This is a genomic window from Flavobacterium cerinum (assembly GCF_024496085.1).
In the GTDB taxonomy this organism is placed as follows: Bacteria; Bacteroidota; Bacteroidia; order Flavobacteriales; family Flavobacteriaceae; genus Flavobacterium; species Flavobacterium cerinum_A.
In genome coordinates, this window is sequence record NZ_CP101751.1 from 1,809,593 (window position 1) to 1,827,300 (window position 17,708).

The 17,708-nt window shown below is 38.3% G+C and carries 17 protein-coding genes; 6 read left to right on the plus strand and 11 right to left on the minus strand.

Translation table 11 applies throughout. The annotated features are described in order from the left end of the window. Positions 1 to 123: 123 nt before the first annotated feature. A complete protein-coding gene (recF, locus tag NOX80_RS08005; protein ID WP_256552763.1) occupies positions 124 to 1,203 on the minus strand; it encodes a DNA replication/repair protein RecF in 1,080 nt (359 codons plus the stop codon). Positions 1,204 to 1,338: 135 nt separating this feature from the next. Between recF and NOX80_RS08010 the strand changes: the two genes are divergently transcribed. The 6 genes from NOX80_RS08010 (at position 1,339) to NOX80_RS08035 (ending at position 7,514) form a co-directional block, all read left to right on the plus strand. Further along, positions 1,339 to 2,121, plus strand: a complete 783-nt coding sequence (locus NOX80_RS08010) for a tetratricopeptide repeat protein (protein ID WP_256552764.1) — start codon at positions 1,339 to 1,341, stop codon at positions 2,119 to 2,121. A 3-nt stretch (positions 2,122 to 2,124) separates the two neighbouring features. Then, positions 2,125 to 2,613, plus strand: coding sequence for a 6,7-dimethyl-8-ribityllumazine synthase (gene ribH / locus NOX80_RS08015; RefSeq protein WP_256552765.1), 489 nt, complete (start codon positions 2,125 to 2,127; stop codon positions 2,611 to 2,613). 181 nt (positions 2,614 to 2,794) lie between these two features. Continuing rightward, the gene (mutL, locus tag NOX80_RS08020; RefSeq protein ID WP_256552766.1) at positions 2,795 to 4,720 is read left to right on the plus strand and encodes a DNA mismatch repair endonuclease MutL; all 1,926 of its coding nucleotides are present in this window, start codon (positions 2,795 to 2,797) and stop codon (positions 4,718 to 4,720) included. Continuing rightward, positions 4,717 to 5,469: a rhomboid family intramembrane serine protease gene (locus NOX80_RS08025; RefSeq protein ID WP_256552767.1), complete on the plus strand. Its 753-nt coding sequence runs from the start codon at positions 4,717 to 4,719 to the stop codon at positions 5,467 to 5,469. Before mutL ends, NOX80_RS08025 begins: the two co-directional genes overlap by 4 nt. Before the next feature lie 54 nt (positions 5,470 to 5,523). Further along, positions 5,524 to 6,393 carry a rhomboid family protein gene (locus NOX80_RS08030; protein ID WP_256552768.1) on the plus strand — a complete coding sequence of 290 codons (870 nt, stop codon included), beginning with the start codon at positions 5,524 to 5,526 and terminating at the stop codon, positions 6,391 to 6,393. 44 nt (positions 6,394 to 6,437) lie between these two features. Next, positions 6,438 to 7,514, plus strand: a complete 1,077-nt coding sequence (locus NOX80_RS08035) for an endonuclease/exonuclease/phosphatase family protein (protein WP_256552769.1) — start codon at positions 6,438 to 6,440, stop codon at positions 7,512 to 7,514. Positions 7,515 to 7,520: 6 nt separating this feature from the next. Here the strand turns inward: NOX80_RS08035 and NOX80_RS08040 are convergent, their stop codons facing one another. The 10 genes from NOX80_RS08040 to NOX80_RS08085 form a co-directional block, all read right to left on the minus strand. Beyond that, positions 7,521 to 8,132 (minus strand): WbqC family protein, encoded by a 612-nt coding sequence (locus tag NOX80_RS08040; RefSeq protein WP_256552770.1) that lies wholly within the window; start codon positions 8,130 to 8,132, stop codon positions 7,521 to 7,523. A 113-nt stretch (positions 8,133 to 8,245) separates the two neighbouring features. Then, on the minus strand, positions 8,246 to 9,799 hold the full coding sequence (gene lepB / locus NOX80_RS08045; protein WP_256552771.1) for a signal peptidase I: 1,554 nt from the start codon (positions 9,797 to 9,799) through the stop codon (positions 8,246 to 8,248). Positions 9,800 to 9,823: 24 nt separating this feature from the next. Further along, positions 9,824 to 10,525: a 4-hydroxy-tetrahydrodipicolinate reductase gene (gene dapB / locus NOX80_RS08050; RefSeq protein ID WP_256552772.1), complete on the minus strand. Its 702-nt coding sequence runs from the start codon at positions 10,523 to 10,525 to the stop codon at positions 9,824 to 9,826. An 11-nt stretch (positions 10,526 to 10,536) separates the two neighbouring features. Next, on the minus strand, positions 10,537 to 11,109 hold the full coding sequence (locus NOX80_RS08055; RefSeq protein WP_256552773.1) for a DUF5683 domain-containing protein: 573 nt from the start codon (positions 11,107 to 11,109) through the stop codon (positions 10,537 to 10,539). Then, positions 11,109 to 12,008, minus strand: coding sequence for a ParB/RepB/Spo0J family partition protein (locus NOX80_RS08060; RefSeq protein ID WP_256552774.1), 900 nt, complete (start codon positions 12,006 to 12,008; stop codon positions 11,109 to 11,111). Before NOX80_RS08060 ends, NOX80_RS08055 begins: the two co-directional genes overlap by 1 nt. A gap of 5 nt (positions 12,009 to 12,013) precedes the next feature. Then, positions 12,014 to 12,781, minus strand: coding sequence for a ParA family protein (locus tag NOX80_RS08065; protein WP_256552775.1), 768 nt, complete (start codon positions 12,779 to 12,781; stop codon positions 12,014 to 12,016). A 308-nt stretch (positions 12,782 to 13,089) separates the two neighbouring features. Continuing rightward, positions 13,090 to 13,971, minus strand: a complete 882-nt coding sequence (locus tag NOX80_RS08070) for an SDR family oxidoreductase (RefSeq protein ID WP_256552776.1) — start codon at positions 13,969 to 13,971, stop codon at positions 13,090 to 13,092. Positions 13,972 to 14,126: 155 nt separating this feature from the next. Beyond that, positions 14,127 to 16,328 carry a multicopper oxidase domain-containing protein gene (locus tag NOX80_RS08075; protein WP_256552777.1) on the minus strand — a complete coding sequence of 734 codons (2,202 nt, stop codon included), beginning with the start codon at positions 16,326 to 16,328 and terminating at the stop codon, positions 14,127 to 14,129. Between the two features lie 4 nt (positions 16,329 to 16,332). Next, entirely contained in the window at positions 16,333 to 17,178 is an 846-nt protein-coding gene (locus tag NOX80_RS08080) for a DUF3347 domain-containing protein (RefSeq protein WP_256552779.1), read from the minus strand. 85 nt (positions 17,179 to 17,263) lie between these two features. After that, positions 17,264 to 17,656, minus strand: a complete 393-nt coding sequence (locus NOX80_RS08085; protein ID WP_256552780.1) for an HYC_CC_PP family protein — start codon at positions 17,654 to 17,656, stop codon at positions 17,264 to 17,266. Positions 17,657 to 17,708: the final 52 nt, after the last annotated feature.

Below are 17,708 nucleotides of genomic sequence, written 5' to 3' on the forward strand. Positions count from 1 at the left end.
GTCAATTAATAGATTTGGGAATCAAAAAAATAAATATCATGAATATTTAATTAAAATCCAAATAAATAAGTGATGAGGGGTGAAAAAGGCTAAATTTGTTCCTGATGTTGCTGTTTACAACATTTAAAGTTGAAAGATACGGTAGGTTTGCAGAGTCGATTTAACGATGGCTTCCGTACGTTCCGGATGGGTATCGGAAATAAACAATTGTCCGAAGGTTTCGTCATTTACCATTTCGACAATTTTATGAACTCGGCTTTCGTCCAGTTTGTCGAAAATGTCATCAAATAATAAGATAGGAGCGGTGCCGCTTAGTTTTTTGATAAATTCAAATTGCGCCAGCTTTAAGGCGATCAAAAATGATTTTTGCTGTCCCTGTGAACCGAATTTTTTAATTGGGAAATGATCAATTTCAAATGAAAGGTCGTCTTTATGAATACCGACACTCGTATATTGTAAGGTACGGTCTTTTGCCAGAAACTCATCGAAAAGCGCTAACAGGTCTTTTTCAAAAAGCTGACTTTCATAAACAATCTGTACCGTCTCCGCTGAATTGGTAATGGCCTGATGATGCTTGTTGAAAATCGGAATGAATTCCTGAATAAATGCGTTACGTTTTTCAAAAATTTGCTGACCGATTACTGCCAGTTGCTCATTATATATAGCTAATGTGTCTTTGTCGAAAGTGTGATTTAAAGCGAAATATTTTAATAAAGCATTGCGCTGTGCCACGATTCGCTGATACTGAATTAGCTGTTGCAGATACAAACTGTCGGATTGCGAAATAACACTGTCGATAAATTTACGACGGGTTTCGCTGCCTTCAATGATAAGATCCTGATCGGATGGTGAAATGATCACTAACGGAATAAAACCGATATGATCTGAAAATTTATCATAGGGTTTACCGTTGCGTTTCAGAACTTTTTTTTGCCCCTTTTTTAAACTGCAAACGATTTGCTCTGTACGCTCTTCTTTTTCAAACTGACCTTCAATAACAAAAAACTCTTCACCGTGCTTAATGTTTTGGACAGCAAGGGGATTGAAATAGCTTTTTCCGTAAGCAAGATGGTAGATGGCATCCAGAACATTGGTTTTGCCAATGCCGTTTTTGCCGACAAAGCAATTGATTTTACGGTCAAAATCATAAGTAGCTTCGGCTATATTCTTATAATTAAACAGTGAAAGCGTCTTTAAATACACGAAGGATGCGGTTAAATCTGGAATTTATATCAGTTTTTTTTGAAAGCGGGTGCAAATTATTGAAAAATATCGATAAAAAGGGCTTTTAAGTTTCAATAAAAAGTATATTTTTGCAGCTCATTAAATTTAAAATAAATGGCAACATATAACAAAAGAGGATACAAAGCCCCAAAACCAAAGGAAGAAGCTGTTGAAAACGAATTTGAGCAAGTAGAAGAAATTCAGGAAAAAGATAGTGCTACTGCCGAAGTTTTTAATAAATTGGACGAAGGTGCTTCCAGAACGGAAGAATGGGTAGCTAAGAATCAGAAATATATCTTCGGATTTGTAGGTGCTATCGCTATAGCAACTGCAGGTTATCTTTTGTATAACAAATTTGTAGTAGGCCCGAAAGAGGACGAAGCTGCAAATGAAATGTTCCAGGCACAACAATATTTCCAACAAGCTGTTGACGGTCAGGCTGCTGATTCATTATTCGCATTATCATTAAAAGGTGGTGACGGTAAATTAGGATTCCTTGGAATCGCAGAAAACTATTCCGGAACGAAAGCGGCTAATTTGTCACATTATTATGCCGGAATGGCTTATTTAAATACCGGAAAATATAAAGAAGCGGTTCAGCAGTTAGAGCAGTTTTCTTCTGATGATATGATGCTTAAAGCATTGGCTTTAGGAGGAATCGGAGATGCTTTTTCTGATTTAGATAAAAAAGAAGATGCTTTAAGCTACTACAAAAAAGCAGCTGAAGCTAACGATAACGAATATACAACACCGCGATTTTTGTTTAAAGCGGGTGAGATAGCTTTAGCAATGAATAAAAAAGCGGATGCGGCTAACTTCTTTAAGCAAATTAAAGAAAAATACGAAGGATCGGCTGAAGGTGCTAATATCGATGCCTTGATCGCAATGACAGAGTAATATATGGCTACTGCTAATAAAAATTTATCCAATTACGATAAAAACACAATCCCAAACGCGAAAGATTTTCGGTTTGGGATTGTTGTTTCGGAATGGAACGATAAGATAACTGAAGGATTGTATTCCGGTGCCGAAGCTGCTTTGCTTGATTGCGGTGCTTTGGAAAATAATCTGGTTCGATGGAATGTACCCGGCAGTTTTGAACTGATTTACGGCGCGAAAAAAATGATTGAAACCCAAAATGTGGATGTAGTCATTGTAATCGGTTGCGTGATTAAAGGGGAAACAATGCATTTTGAGTTTGTTTGCGAAGGGGTAACGCAAGGGATTAAAGACTTGAACGTACAAACGGATGTTCCGGTTATTTTTTGTTTGCTTACCGATAATAACGAGCAACAGTCAATCGACAGAAGTGGCGGTGCTCATGGAAACAAAGGAACTGAAGCTGCGATTGCAGCAATTAAAATGGCTGACCTGAGAAGAAACGCCTGATAAAAAATCAAAATAGAGTAAAGAACCTGTAATGTTTTGCGTTACAGGTTCTTTGTTTTTAGGGCTTTGCCTGTTAACAAAAAATTGAGAGTCTCGATTCGTTAAATGTCTGTCATTTTCTGTAAATTTGGTGGTTCAGAAGGAAAAACCTTTTTAATCTAAATAGCTTCAAAACGTACGAATGTCGAGTATTATCCAATTACTTCCCGATCATGTTGCCAATCAGATTGCTGCAGGTGAGGTGGTGCAACGTCCCGCTTCTGTTGTCAAGGAATTGATAGAAAACGCAGTGGATGCCGGTGCAACAGAAATTAAATTAATCGTGAAAGATGCGGGTAAAACACTGATTCAGGTAATCGATAACGGTAAAGGAATGACAGTTGCCGATGCGCGTTTGTGTTTTGAACGACATGCGACTTCTAAAATCCGACATGCGGAAGATTTGTTTTCATTGCATACAAAAGGATTTCGCGGTGAAGCATTGGCTTCGATTGCAGCTATTGCTCATGTTGAATTAAAAACAAAACAGGATCAGGAAGAACTGGGAACTCATATTGTGATTGAAGGAAGTAAATTCGTGTCACAAGAAGTGGCTGTTTTACCGAAAGGGACTTCCTTTTCCGTTAAAAACCTGTTTTTTAATATCCCGGCCCGACGTAATTTCTTAAAGTCGGATACAGTTGAGTTTCGACACGTAATTGATGAGTTTGAAAGGGTAGCTTTGGCACATGCTAATATTCATTTTGTTTTGTTTCATAACGGAAGTGAAATGTTTAATTTACCGGCTTCTAACTTTCGCCAGCGTATTGTGAATGTATTTGGCGGAAAAACCAATGAAAAACTGGTTCCGGTGAAAGAAAGTACTGAAATTGTAGAAATACAGGGATTTGTTGGTAAACCGGAATTTGCTAAAAAAAGCAGAGGGGAACAATTCTTCTTTGTAAACGATCGTTTTATTAAAAGTCCGTATCTTCATCATGCGGTTATGGCGGCCTATGAAGGTTTGTTAAAGGATGGCTGTCAACCAAGTTATTTCCTTTATCTGGACTTACCGCCGCATACTATTGATATCAATATTCATCCGACAAAAACGGAAATTAAGTTTGATGATGAACAGGCATTATATGCTATTTTACGCTCATCAATCAAGCATAGTCTGGGACAATTTAATGTAGTTCCGGCGCTTGATTTCGAACGGGATGCGACATTGGATACTCCTTATGAGTATGCCAATAAGGAAGCGGAAACACCATTGATTCAGGTGGATGCTAACTTTAATCCGTTTTTGGATGAAGACCCGAAACCGGCTAAAACATTTGCCTCGTCTTTTTCCGGAAATATGACTTCCGGGACAAGGTCCGCGGGTTCGAATCCCTCTTTCTCCGCAGGTGGCTATAAAAAAGAAACATCCGGTCAGAATTGGGAAAGTCTGTATGTCGGACTCAAACAGGCTACTGAAGAGGTAGAATTGGGAGAGATTCAATTAGAGAGTGAAGAAGTGACCGGCTCGCTGTTTGATGAACATACTATTGAAGAAGCATCAAACAACAGAACCTATCAGATTCATAAAAAATATATTGTTAGCCCGATTAAATCGGGAATGCTAATTGTTGATCAGAAAAGAGCGCATCAGCGTATCTTATACGAACAATTTTTGGCTAATATTACGGTAAATCAAGCGTCGAGTCAACAATTACTGTTTCCGTTAGAATTGCATTTTACGAAAACAGAACTAGCTATTATTGCTGAATTAAAGCCATCTTTGGAAGGAACCGGCTTTGTTTTTGAGGCTTTTCGTGATGATAGTCTTGTTATTTCCGGATTACCGGTTAATGTGACTGAAAGTGAAGTGTCTGTTTTGCTGGAAGGCCTTATCGGAGATCTTCAGGGCGAATTGCCGGAAAATAGTTTTAGCCAATGCGATAGAATTGCCAAATCGATGGCAAGAAGTTTGTCGGTTAAAACCGGAGCTTATTTAACCGAACACGAACAGGAAACAATGGTGAATGCCTTGTTCGCCTGTAAAGAACCTAATATTTCCCCATTCCTTAAACCGACTTTCATCACAATGCGGGTGGAAGACATTGATAAACGATTTGCGATATGATGAATATAACCGAAACCGTAAAACAGTTAATTATTATTAACGTTATTTTTTTCCTGGGTTCTTTAGTTGTTCCCGCGGCTTCTACTTATTTGGCACTTTGGTATTTTGAAAATCCAAATTTCGAATATTGGCAACCGTTAACGCATATGTTTATGCACGGTGGCTGGATGCATATTTTCTTTAATATGTTTGCCTTGTATTCTTTCGGTTCGGCATTGGAACATTTCTGGGGCGGAAAAAAATTCCTGTTCTTTTATATTTCATGCGGACTGGGAGCTGCTTTACTGCATAGCGGTGTGAATTATTATTTATACCATGAAGGCTTGAATACACTTGTTGCTTCAGGATATCCGAGAGAGCAAATCATACAGGTTATGGCTGAAGGGATATACAGTCCGCAATGGGGCGATTTTATGTCGAAAGATACATTAAATGGTTTTCTTCAGGCCTATAATGCTCCTGCTGTTGGTGCTTCCGGTGCCATTTACGGACTTTTAGTTGCCTTTGCGTTTATGTTTCCGACAGCTGAATTAGCATTAATGTTTATTCCGGTTCCGGTTAAGGCAAAATATTTTGTTCCGGGTTTGTTACTAATTGACTTGTATTTGGGACTTTCAGGCCGTTCAATCTTTGGCGGACCAAGCGGAATTGCCCATTTTGCTCATATCGGTGGTGCTATTGTTGGTTTCCTGATGATGTGGTTCTGGAAGAAAAACCAGTTTAACAATAACCGTTGGGATCGTCGGTAATTAAAAAATAAAGGCTAAATTAGTAGTATAAAAACCACAAAAATTAAAGAGAGAATGAATATCCTGGATGATTTAAAAATGCAATATAAAATCGGAGGAATAGCGCAAAAGCTAATCTTCTGGAATGTAGGTATTGCTATTCCGTTCTTTCTTTTAAAATCGTTTGCACCGGATCTTTTTAGTGTACTATTAGATTGGACCAGTTTGTCATCCAATGTGATAAAAATGATAACGCGTCCCTGGACATTGCTGACGTATGCTTTTTTACATGCCGAATTTTTCCATCTGTTGTTTAATATGATCGTGCTCAATTTTGCGAGTCGTTTGTTTACGACTTACTTCACGCAAAAACAACTTTTCGGAGTCTATCTTTTAGGCGCGATTTTTGCAGGTTTGCTATTTGTTGCAACCGATTTTATTTTTCAAAATAATACATTGTTGGTGGGTGCTTCCGGTGCGATTATGGCAGTATTGGTTGCCGCGGCAACGTATACGCCTTTTTCAGAAGTTCGTTTGTTGCTTATCGGAAATGTAAAAATGTGGCATATCGCATTGGCTTTGGTGTTGTTAGATCTGATACAAATTCCGCTAAATAATACGGGTGGACATATCGCGCATTTAGGTGGTGCTTTTTTTGGCTTTTTGTATATTAAAATGCTACAAGGCGGAACGGATATGTCGAAAGGTGTTTCAGCTTTCCTTGATTTTTTTGCGGGTCTTTTCCGTCCGAAAAAAAGCGCACCTTTTAAAACAGTTCACCGAAATACAAAACAACAGCAACAACAACAAACAACTACCTCATCACCTTCAGGGAAAGATATGACCCAAAAGCAAATTGATGATATTCTGGATAAAATCAGTAAATCCGGTTATGATAGTCTGACCAAAGAGGAAAAAGAATTCCTGTTTAAAGTCGGAAAATAATCCGGTTTTTTGAATAATACTGTAAGCGGACAACCGGTGTAAATATGAAAAATCTGTCATGGTTTAATAAAGTAATTCTCTTTTTCAATATAGTGCTGACTATATTGAGCTTTATTGCCTATGTATTGCCGTTTCTGGCTCCGAAGCTATTTCCGTTTTTGTCGGTGCTAACGCTTGTTTTACCGTTATTACTGATCCTGAATCTGCTGTTTCTGTTCTATTGGCTGATTCAGTTGAAAAAGCAGGTATTGCTTTCGCTTTGTGTATTTCTGATCGGGATTACATTCTTTAATAAATTTTATAAATTTTCTTCAAAAGATCTGATTGCGGAAGATGAAGATTTTACCGTGATGAGTTATAATGTACGGCTGTTTAATGTCTTTGAATGGATAAAACAGGATAATGTAATTGATAAGATCGAAGCTTTTGTGTTGTCGCAAAACCCGGATATATTATGTTTACAGGAATATTCGAATACACAACCGGTGCATTTTGAAGGCTATAAACATCAGTTTATTTATATGCAGGGCGATAAGGTTAAAACCGGTCAGGCTATTTTTTCTAAGTTTCCGATAGTAAACGGTGGGAATATTAAATTTCCGAATTCCAATAATAATGTGATTTTTGCGGATATTAAAAAAGGAAGAGATACATTACGTGTTTACAGCATGCATTTGCAGTCGATCAAGATTAGCCCCGATATTCATGAGAAAATTGATGAGGTGAAGTCTAAAAAGATTTTCAGACGTATTAGTGAGGCGTTTACAATACAACAGATACAATCAGAATTGATCAAGCAGCATAAAGCAGAATGTCATTACCCGTTAATTATTTGCGGAGACTTAAATAACAGTGCTTTTTCGTATGTGTATCGCAATATTAAAGGGAATATGAAAGATGCTTTTGAAGAAGCCGGTAAAGGTTTCGGTAAAACGTATGATTATGATTATTACCCGGCACGAATTGATTATGTTTTTGTAGATAAACGAATTGAAGTCAAAAACTTTGTCAATCACGATAATTTTATTAATTCGGATCACTTTCCGATTACGACACGATTAACTTTGCGGGATGAAACACCGCAACACAATGCTGATGCTGTTGAAAAGATAAAAAAATAGTCGCTTTTACAGCGACTGATTCTTTAGGTATTCCATTGCATAACGCCCTTCATTAAAAAGCAGGTCAAGTATGCTAAGGTTATTTATAAAACCGTGTTTTTCTTCAAAAACCTGTGTGTAAGGTTCAAATTCAGAAGTGTCTTTTTTACCGTTGGTTAAATTTCTGAAATCGGTTTTGTCGGTCACTTCGTGAAAGTATTCTTCGGTTTGTGTGTACTTAAAATCCATTCCGAGACAATCGGTTACGATATCAAGGACTTGGTAATTAAGATCCATCATAAAAGTGTGTTGCTTTTCGAAAATGGGGCGAAGATCATCTTCAAAATATTCAAAAAACGGAGAAGTTCTGTAAGCTGCTTCTAATGACTTAAAATGTTGTTTCTGCCAGTTAAAAGCATTTTCAATTTTTACATCTTTAAATTTCTGAGAAACATCTTTACTGTGCTTAACAGGAATATTTAATAACTGTATTCCGTTCGGACTGTAGATATACATTCGGTTACGGTTGGTCTGTTTCTGGAAATTATCTTCCGCTTCAAAGATAATATTGTCTGCTTTTGTCATCGCAACAAAATGACTGATAGAAGGGAAGTAGGTTGGATGTATTAAAATGTCCATAGGCTTTGTTTTTATGAAGAAAGAGAAGTAAAGATCAGGTTGATGACTAACCGACAATCTTACTTCTCATTTCGTTTGGTCTACATTGTAAACCGTTTTATCGTGATTTTGAACTACGATTTGCTGTTATTCTTCGCTTTTCTTTTTCTGTAAAAATCATATCCGAACCAGGCTGCCAATACAATTACAAAATATTTGAAATAGGATACCGGTTCGCCGCTTCCGCCTACAGTTGTAAACAGACGTTCCCAACGGATTTTGTCGATCGCTTTAGCCCAAGGTACATTCTGATCCAGACTCATCCAGATAAATACAGGTTTACCTACAACGTTTTCAAACGGAACATAACCCCAGTAACGACTATCTTGTGAATTATGACGGTTGTCTCCCATCATCCAGTAGTAATCTTGTTGGAAAGTATAGGAATTAACCACTTGGCCGTTAATACGAATCTCATCACCGGTTACTTTTAAATCATTGTGTTCGTATTCGGTAATAATTTGTTTGTAAAACGGAAGTGATGCTGTGTTTAAAGCTACAGTCTGTCCTTTACCCGGAATATAGATCGGTCCGAAATTATCCTGATTCCATTTATTGGTGCCGGGGAAGATATTCGATTCCGGTGTTTTTCCGATTTGTTTTGTAACCGATTTTACAATCGGGTTATTACGTAAACGATTTGCTGTATCATCTGTCAGACATTGAAATATAAAAGTATTATCCGACACCATTCCGATTTCATTCGGATTCAATTGTAAGTCATGAATCAGGTAATTGTAGTCAAAACGGTTCCCGTCGGTTACAACCTGATATGAAAATTGTATTTTCTGACGATCGTGTAATGCTAATGGCTTATTATTGATCATTACTACACCGTCTTTAATCGAAAGACTATCACCCGGAATACCTACACAACGCTTAACATAATTGGTTTTTTTATCAACCGGTTTGTAAGTATATTGTCCGGAATTGTCACCAAACATAGTTTTAACGGTGTCAACCGGCCAGTTGAATACCACAATATCATTGCGTTCGATCTTTTGGATTCCCGGTAAACGGAACGACGGAATTTGTGGCCAGTTAGTATATGATTTGGTTCCGATAAGCGGAATAGAGTCGTGTACCATCGGCAAGGCAACAGCTGTTTGTGGTGTACGCGCTCCGTAATGAAATTTACTTACAAAAAGAAAATCCCCGATCAACAATGATTTTTCTAATGATGAAGACGGAATTGTATACGGTTGCATTACATAGGTGTGGACTAATGTAGCCACAACTATGGCAAATAATAACGAACTTAAGGTATTGTCTGTCTTTACTTCGTTTTTATTCGGAATGTATTTTACATCCTGTGTGTAATTGATATAGTAGATGTATAAACCTAAAGTAACAACACCTAAAATAGTATCAGTGGTTGATTTTTTTCCGAAACTACGCAATGTTTCGACCCAGATAACCGGAAACATGATCAGGTTTACGATTGGAATAAAAAGAAGAATAGTCCACCATCTCGGGCGGTCAATAATTTTCATCAGTACGATGGCATTGTAAACCGGAATGGAAGCTTCCCACGATTTTCTGCCGGCTTTTTCATATAATTTCCAGGTTCCTATGTAATGTACAACTTGGATTACAAGGAAAAAGATAAACCATTGAATTAGTGTCATATTTGTTCGTTTATGTCTATATTATTAAATCAGGTTTAATACGTCTTTCATGGTATGAACCCCTTTTTTACCGATCATCCATTCGGCTGCGATTACAGCTCCTAATGCAAAACCTTCACGGTTATGTGCTACGTGTTTGATTTCGATAAAATCAACATCGGAGTTATAGGTAACGGTATGGGTTCCGGGTACGTTTTCAATCCGTTTGGCCTCGATATGGATTTCATTGGCTTTAGCCGTTTCCATTGTCCAGTCGGTATATTCGGAATTTTCAATGATTCCTTTTGCCAGTGAAATCGCGGTCCCGCTAGGCGCATCTAATTTTTGCGTATGATGAATTTCTTCCATCGTTACGTTATATTCCTTTAGATTGGCCATTATTTTAGCCAGATAATTGTTCAGTTCAAAAAACAGATTAACACCCAGACTAAAATTGGATCCGTATAAAAAGGCTCCGTTTTTTTGTTCACATTCCTGTACTACGGCATCATATTGAGTCAGCCATCCTGTTGTGCCGGAAACTACCGGTATATTAGTATCAAAACAGGCCGAAATGTTACTCACAGCACTTGTTGGTACGCTAAAATCAATGGCAACATCGGCATTTTCAAGACCGGTATAATCATCGCTGCTGGATTTTCGAAGTACAATTTCATGACCTCTTTCCAATGCAATGCGTTCGATCACTTTTCCCATTTTGCCATATCCCAAAAGTGCTATTTTCATTCTTGTATGCTTTAAAAATTATAATTTAACGTCAGTCCCAGACTGTGTTTGTAGTTCATGTCATTCTGATAAACATCAGGACGGATTGATAGATTGTCGTTTACGTTAAATTGCATTAAATGCGCATCAACGTTGGCATCTACAATATTTAAGATATAAATACCGACCGTTACCAATATCGAAAGGTCACGATTTCGCTGATAGAAACGTTGCGCCTCAATTAATCGGTTGTTATCCAGTCCTCCGAAATACGGATCGTTCGGATCGGCAGTACCGTTAAGACGTTTTTTATATTCGTTACGGAAATCGTGGTATTTGTTATTATTGCTGTTGTAAAAGTACAAACCGGTTCCAAGTCCGATATAAACCAAAGGAACTTTCCAGTATTTTTTGTTGTAAATCTGACCTAATCCCGGTACAACTGCTGAGTAGAAAGCCGCTTTTGACGGGGCAAGCGGATTGATACGGGTAGCTTTAACCGTGTCTTTTACTTTTAAAAGCGCATCGTCTTTTTTGTTTTGGGAAAAAGCAAATGTGCTGATCAATAGCAACGTGATAACCAGTATGGAAGTAAAGCAACGCACTAACCTTCTATTAGCTTAATAATTCGTTTAAAATCTTCTTCAGAGTGGAAAGGTATGGTGATTTTTCCTTTACCGTTTCCGGCTACTTTGACATCAACTTTGGCCCCGAAAAAGTCGGTTATGGCTTTTTTGTTGTCTTCCGGAACAGCAAAACTGTTTCCTTTCGGCGCTTTCGCCGGAGCAGGTTTTAAACTTTCATGATACGCTTTTACCAAAGCTTCCGTTTCACGAACGGATAGGTTTTGGCTCACGATTTTCTGATAAATATCGGTTTGAACGTCCAGATCATCAACGTTAATAATGGCACGTCCGTGTCCCATAGTAATAAATCCGTCGCGAATACCGGTCTGGATAATCGGGTCTAGTTTTAGTAAACGAAGGTAATTGGCAATGGTAGAACGTTTTTTTCCTACACGATCACTCATTTGTTCCTGTGTTAATTGAATTTCATCAATCAATCTTTGATACGATAGTGCAATTTCGATCGGATCAAGGTCATGACGCTGAATGTTTTCCACAAGAGCCATTACCAGTGAATCGTTGTCGTTTGCCAAACGGATATAAGCCGGTACCGTTGTTAATCCGACTAATTTTGAAGCACGTAAACGACGTTCTCCGGAAATCAACTGGTATTTGTTGAATTCCATCTTTCGAACGGTAATCGGTTGGATTACACCTAATTCCCGAATAGAAGTGGCCAATTCCTGAAGTGATTCTTCGTTGAAATTAGTACGCGGTTGAAACGGGTTTATTTCAATAGCATCGATATCAAGCTCAATAATATTCCCAACAACTTTATCGGCATTTTTGTCCTCAACGGATTTAATATCGTTTTCCGGATCTTTTAATAATGCAGATAAGCCTCTTCCTAATGCTTGTTTTTTAATCGCTTTTGTCATAAAACCTAGTTACTGTTTTTTTTGATTATTTCTTCTGCTAAATTGATATAATTGGTGGCACCTTTACTGGTAGCATCATAGTTAATGATACTTTCTCCGAAACTCGGTGCTTCGCTCAATTTTACATTACGCTGGATAACGGTTTCGAATACCATATCGTTGAAGTGCTTCTGTACTTCTTCCACAACCTGATTGGAAAGGCGTAAACGGGAATCGTACATGGTCAATAGAAGACCTTCAATATCCAATTGCGGGTTATGAATTTTCTGAACACTTTTAATCGTATTCAATAATTTTCCTAAACCTTCAAGTGCAAAATATTCACACTGAATCGGGATCACTACTGAATCGGCAGCAGTAAGCGCATTAAGCGTTAATAAGCCCAATGACGGAGCGCAATCGATGATAATATAATCATACTTTTCCTTTACGCTTTCAAGAGCTTGTTTTAGCATATATTCCCGGTTTTCTTTATCGACTAATTCGATCTCGATAGCCACCAAGTCAATATGAGCCGGAATTAAGGATACATTGGGAGCAGTGCATTCCAAAGTAGCTTCATCCGGGGTATTGCTATGTTCCAATATCTGGTAGGTTCCGATTTCTACGCTTTCAACATCGATTCCTAATCCGGAACTGGCATTTGCCTGTGGATCAGCATCAATCAATAAAACTTTTTTTTCTAATACGCCTAATGAGGCAGCTAAATTTACTGAAGTTGTAGTTTTTCCAACGCCTCCCTTTTGATTGGCTATAGCAATGATTTTACCCATTTGTCTTTAAAAATTTTGAACCGTAAAAATACAATTTATTATGGTTTATGAAAATCTTATTTGTTAACAATCTAATAAAGTTCCGAATGATGCCGGAAGGCATTTATCTGACATTTAGATGGGGGACGATTTAAAAATATCGGAAGGGCATCTTTTTTAAGTAGATCTTTTTTTATAACATTTTGTATAGCAGATGTGATTTGTTAGATTTCTGAATGTAAGCCCGTTTGCAGGCTATAGATCGTGACTTTTTTGAGCGATACTCCAGTATTTAAAAGAAAAAAGCCGTCTGTTCGGACGGCTCACTTTTATTTACTTCCTTTTTGTTTAATCATCGCTTCCAGCATATCCCACATTTCTTTCGGAATTGCTTCCAACAGATTAAATTGTCCGGCTCCCTGAAGCCATTCACCACCGTCAATTGTGATAACTTCTCCGTTGATATATGCTGAAAAATCAGAAACAAGATAAGCTGCCAAATTTGCTAATTCCTGATGATCACCTACACGTTTTAACGGGACTTTTTTGGCCAGGTCAAATTTGTCTTTTAAATCGCCGGGTAATAAACGATCCCAGGCTCCTTTAGTAGGAAATGGCCCCGGTGCGATTGCATTGGTACGGATTCCGTATTTGGCCCATTCCACCGCCAGACTTCGGGTCATCGCTAAAACTCCCGCTTTGGCTGTAGCGGACGGAACAACATAAGCCGATCCGGTCCAGGCATAAGTGGTCACAATATTTAAGATGTTGGTATTCGTTTGTTTTGTGTCAATCCAATGTTTACCAAATGCCAGCGTACAGTTTTTGGAACCTTTTAAAACGATATCGATAATGGTATCAAACGCATTGGCGGAAAGACGTTCTGTAGGTGAAATAAAATTTCCGGCAGCATTATTCAGTAATACATCCACTTTTCCATAAGCATCCAAAACTTCTTTAAGCATATTTTCTACTTGCTCATAATGGCGTACATCACATTGAACGGCCAAACATTTCCCTCCTGTTTCCGTTTCGAGTTCGTTTGCAGTAGTTTTTAGTTTTTCCAGATCACGGGAGGTTATCGCTACTTTCGCTCCGAGTTCCAGAAAATAGCGGGTCATGGCTTTTCCAAGTCCGCTACCGCCACCGGTTACAACGATTACTTTATCTTCCAAAGCATCATCGCGAAGCATTTTTGCTGTAAAATTCATAGGATTTGTTTTTTAGTATCCGTAAATATAATAAAAAATAATATTATGCGTGCATAGTAAAATCAGTATTTTAAAATCGATCCGATAATCCGTGGAACTTGTTATTTGAGCAGAAAAACAAAACCGGACTATTCAATACTCCGGTTTTTGTTTTTTTAATAAGTCAGAACTAATCCGCCGCCTAATCCCATGTCACTGTCATAATGAGCGGAAAGCGACCAGTATTTGGTCAGAATATAACGGGAACCGGCACTATATTCGAAATCGGTATTCCAGGCTCCCCATAATCGCAATCGCTCGGTTACCGGAATGTCTTTTCGGGTAAACTGTAAACGGGTCTTTCCTTCGTGGTCGACCCGCATATCGGCATTGATAAGCCACGGAAGCTGATAAATGATTCCGATACAAGCAACCGCTCTTTGATCCTGAGTGCTAAGCTGACCAAAAAGATTTTTTTCGCGCTCCAGACTATTGTGATAACGGAAATCAAATCCGGTATAAACGGATAAGTACTGGTTTTTATCCAGATAACGTCCGAAATGAGCTTCAGTTTCGTATCCTGCTTTTTTGTCTAATCCCAAACGCCATTCGACATCAAAAAAGTTTCGGGTATTTTCTAAACGCATTTCACCGTCACTACCGTTACTTTCAAAGCCTACTTCAGCTGAAAAATAATAACGACGATCATCATTGTATACCATTTTAAGGGCTTTTTTCGGATCCGGGAATTGTGGATTCGGCGGAGAGTTTTCGTAAGTGAAGATACGTCCCATTCCTGCCATCATATGATATAAAATATGACAATGGAAATACCAGTCGCCATATTCTTCTGACGCATGAAATTCAATTGTATCCGTTTCCATCGGCATGATATCAAGTACATTTTTTAAAGGAGCATAATCACCCTGGCCGTTTAAGATTCTAAAAAAATGGCCGTGTAAATGCATCGGGTGGCGCATCATCGAATTGTTGGTAATCACAATACGGATGTTTTCTCCTTTTTTGATCATCACCTTATCGGATTCGGATATCGTTTTGTTGTTCAATGTCCAGACGTAACGATTCATATTTCCGGTTAGTTCAAAATGAAGAGTACGAACCGGCCCGTCTGGTAGATTGGTTTTTACCGGTGATTTCAGCATCGCATAATTAAGGGTTACAATGTCCGGATTGGAGGTGCTATTTTGACTATGATCGTGTCCTTCCATATCGGCCATTTTAACATCCTTTTTATTCTCTTCCTTTCCGGTGATTTCAGGGTACATCACAGCATTCATATCCATCTGTTGCAGACTCATGTTCATGCCCATGTCTTTCATGTTACCGCCTACAGTCATCATGTCGTTCATCATTTTCATTCCTTCAAAATACTTTAACTTCGGTAAAGGTTGCTGTAGTTGTTTAATCCCCTTACCAAGCCAAAGTGATGCTTGTCCGGTACGATCCTCAGCAGTCGCAACCAACTCAAAAGCAGTATTGTTTTCCGGTATAGTGACGATAATATCGTAGGTTTCGGAAACACCAACAATAAAACGATCAACGGAAACGGGTTGCACGTCCATACCATCACTGGCTACGACATCCATTTTTCCACCGGCATAATTGAGCCAGAAATAAGTAGAAGCACTTCCGTTAATAATCCGTACCCTAACTTTTTCTCCGGGTTTGAATTGCGGCGCATGATCTTCGGTTTTACCGTTCACAAAGAAACGCTCATAATAAACATCACTGACATCCATAGCATGCATACGTTTCCATTCATTTGTCAGTTTTGTCTTAAAATGGCCTTTGCCGATAGCTTCTGCGTAATTTTGAGTAGCGCCTTTTTTTATTGAATACCAATCGTTAGCCTTGTGTAATGAGCGTTCAATCTCGTGTGGATTGGCATCCGTCCAGTCACTCAACAACATTGTATATTCCGGTAATTTAGGTTCCTCTTTTTTATGGATGATAAAAGCACCGTACATACCGTTTTGTTCCTGTAACATCGTATGAGAATGATACCAGTAGGTTCCGCTTTGTTTGATCGGAAACTTATAAGTATGCGTTGTCATACCTTTTATCGGAGCGGTGGTTAAATACGGTACACCGTCCTGTTCATTAGGCAATAGTAAACCATGCCAGTGAATAGATGTTTCATGATGCATTTCGTTGTGCACGCGGATAATCGCTGTATCGCCTTCTGTGAAATGTAGAGTAGGAGCGGGAATACTACCGTTTATGGCAATACCTTTTACTTTTTTGCCGGTGTAATTAACAATTGTATCCCTGACATACAAATCGTATTCTTTGGTGTTTTGGGACCAGCCGCTCCAGAACACCAATAGTAACAGGAAAAGGGAAAAACCAGATTTCATCCTGTTATTGTTTTAAAGTTTCAACGGTACTCCCACATGTTAACATAGCGGAACCGTAATAAGGATTTTTTACGGTATTTTCTTTACTTAGCCAATAAGCACCTTTACCGTCGTTATACATCGGACATTTTTGATAGTATATAGTAGTACCTTTTGTAGTCAGTTTTGCCAGCGTAAACAAATCTTCTGATAAAGAAGCAAAATGATCCCGTTGATGTTTGATGTCATTGGTTTCGGCAATATGTTCTGCGTCGGTTTTAAGATTGTTTTGGATTTTCATCCATACCGTATGCTGATTTGCTTGTATCGCACTCATCGGAACAGATCCGATTGCTTTTGTAAGTTCGGAAGCTTTGGCAGCAGCCATTTTACCGTCTGATTTGATTAAGGCTTCTTTAAGGGAAAAATAGGCGTTGAAAACAGCACCGAATACCGAATTGTTTTGAGTTGCCGCCGTCATATCATGATTGGTATGTGTTGTATGATTATCCGCTACTGTATTATTTTTTACCGGGCGATCATATTGGCAACATTCCGGTAAATTTTTATAGGCTTCATCCGGAGCGCGGAAAGAATCACTGTCATATCCGGCATAGGCTACCTTTTTTAGAATCGCTTCGGTATTGGTTTTGGTTTGATCGAAAGTAACGGTTAGTTGATCGGTGTCAATGTTCCAGTCGGCTTTAACGATACCTTTTTCGTTTGCTGCTTTTTCAATCGTTTTTTTACACATACCGCAATTACCGTATACGGTAACGGTTTCTGTTTTCGGATTCTTAATTTGTGCTTCACAGCTTGTTAAAAATAAGGTAGCAATAGAAGCCAGGAATATATTTTTAAATGTTTTCATGGTATTGAAATTTTAGATTAATGAATTTGGCAAAATGCCGTAAGCCGGCAAAAAGAGCCGGTAATGATCAATTAAATTCTAAAAATCAAATTCGCAATACGTTATTCAGCAGGTAAATAGGCCGCTTATAGAAAAGATTAGGTGGATTGTAAAGAGAATGATGTGGGTTTTCGATACTTTGAAATACAAAAGGTATTTCTAATATTGAAGGAATGCTGAACTGTATGTGAAACGGGTTACTGAATTTGGGCGACAGCAATTCTGTTTTTTGCTGATTGTCGTCGATTTTAAATTGCAGTTGTTTGTCTTCACAACAACTTTTTTTCATCGGTTGCATACCGCAAAGGCATTTATCGGCCTCTGTTACGGGATGGTTTACTGATGCCAGTTCCTGACCACAAAAATGCGCAGAAAGATTAACCCCTACAGCAGGGATTAAATACAATAGCATTAATAAGGTTACCAGAAACTTTTTCATCAGAATATATTCTTGGTCAAAATTATTGAATTAATAAGATTTTATCACTAAG

Excerpts from the sequence above, each read along its gene's own strand:
- mutL (WP_256552766.1), top strand. The coding sequence starts at position 2,795 with ATGTCGAGTATTATCCAATTACTTCCCGATCATGTTGCCAATCAGATT.
- NOX80_RS08010 (WP_256552764.1), top strand. The coding sequence starts at position 1,339 with ATGGCAACATATAACAAAAGAGGATACAAAGCCCCAAAACCAAAGGAA.
- NOX80_RS08060 (WP_256552774.1), bottom strand. The coding sequence starts at position 12,008 with ATGACAAAAGCGATTAAAAAACAAGCATTAGGAAGAGGCTTATCTGCA.
- NOX80_RS08030 (WP_256552768.1), top strand. The coding sequence starts at position 5,524 with ATGAATATCCTGGATGATTTAAAAATGCAATATAAAATCGGAGGAATA.
- NOX80_RS08075 (WP_256552777.1), bottom strand. The coding sequence starts at position 16,328 with ATGAAATCTGGTTTTTCCCTTTTCCTGTTACTATTGGTGTTCTGGAGC.
- NOX80_RS08065 (WP_256552775.1), bottom strand. The coding sequence starts at position 12,781 with ATGGGTAAAATCATTGCTATAGCCAATCAAAAGGGAGGCGTTGGAAAA.
- NOX80_RS08085 (WP_256552780.1), bottom strand. The coding sequence starts at position 17,656 with ATGAAAAAGTTTCTGGTAACCTTATTAATGCTATTGTATTTAATCCCT.
- NOX80_RS08080 (WP_256552779.1), bottom strand. The coding sequence starts at position 17,178 with ATGAAAACATTTAAAAATATATTCCTGGCTTCTATTGCTACCTTATTT.
- NOX80_RS08070 (WP_256552776.1), bottom strand. The coding sequence starts at position 13,971 with ATGAATTTTACAGCAAAAATGCTTCGCGATGATGCTTTGGAAGATAAA.
- NOX80_RS08035 (WP_256552769.1), top strand. The coding sequence starts at position 6,438 with ATGAAAAATCTGTCATGGTTTAATAAAGTAATTCTCTTTTTCAATATA.
- ribH (WP_256552765.1), top strand. The coding sequence starts at position 2,125 with ATGGCTACTGCTAATAAAAATTTATCCAATTACGATAAAAACACAATC.
- lepB (WP_256552771.1), bottom strand. The coding sequence starts at position 9,799 with ATGACACTAATTCAATGGTTTATCTTTTTCCTTGTAATCCAAGTTGTA.
- NOX80_RS08025 (WP_256552767.1), top strand. The coding sequence starts at position 4,717 with ATGATGAATATAACCGAAACCGTAAAACAGTTAATTATTATTAACGTT.
- NOX80_RS08040 (WP_256552770.1), bottom strand. The coding sequence starts at position 8,132 with ATGGACATTTTAATACATCCAACCTACTTCCCTTCTATCAGTCATTTT.
- dapB (WP_256552772.1), bottom strand. The coding sequence starts at position 10,525 with ATGAAAATAGCACTTTTGGGATATGGCAAAATGGGAAAAGTGATCGAA.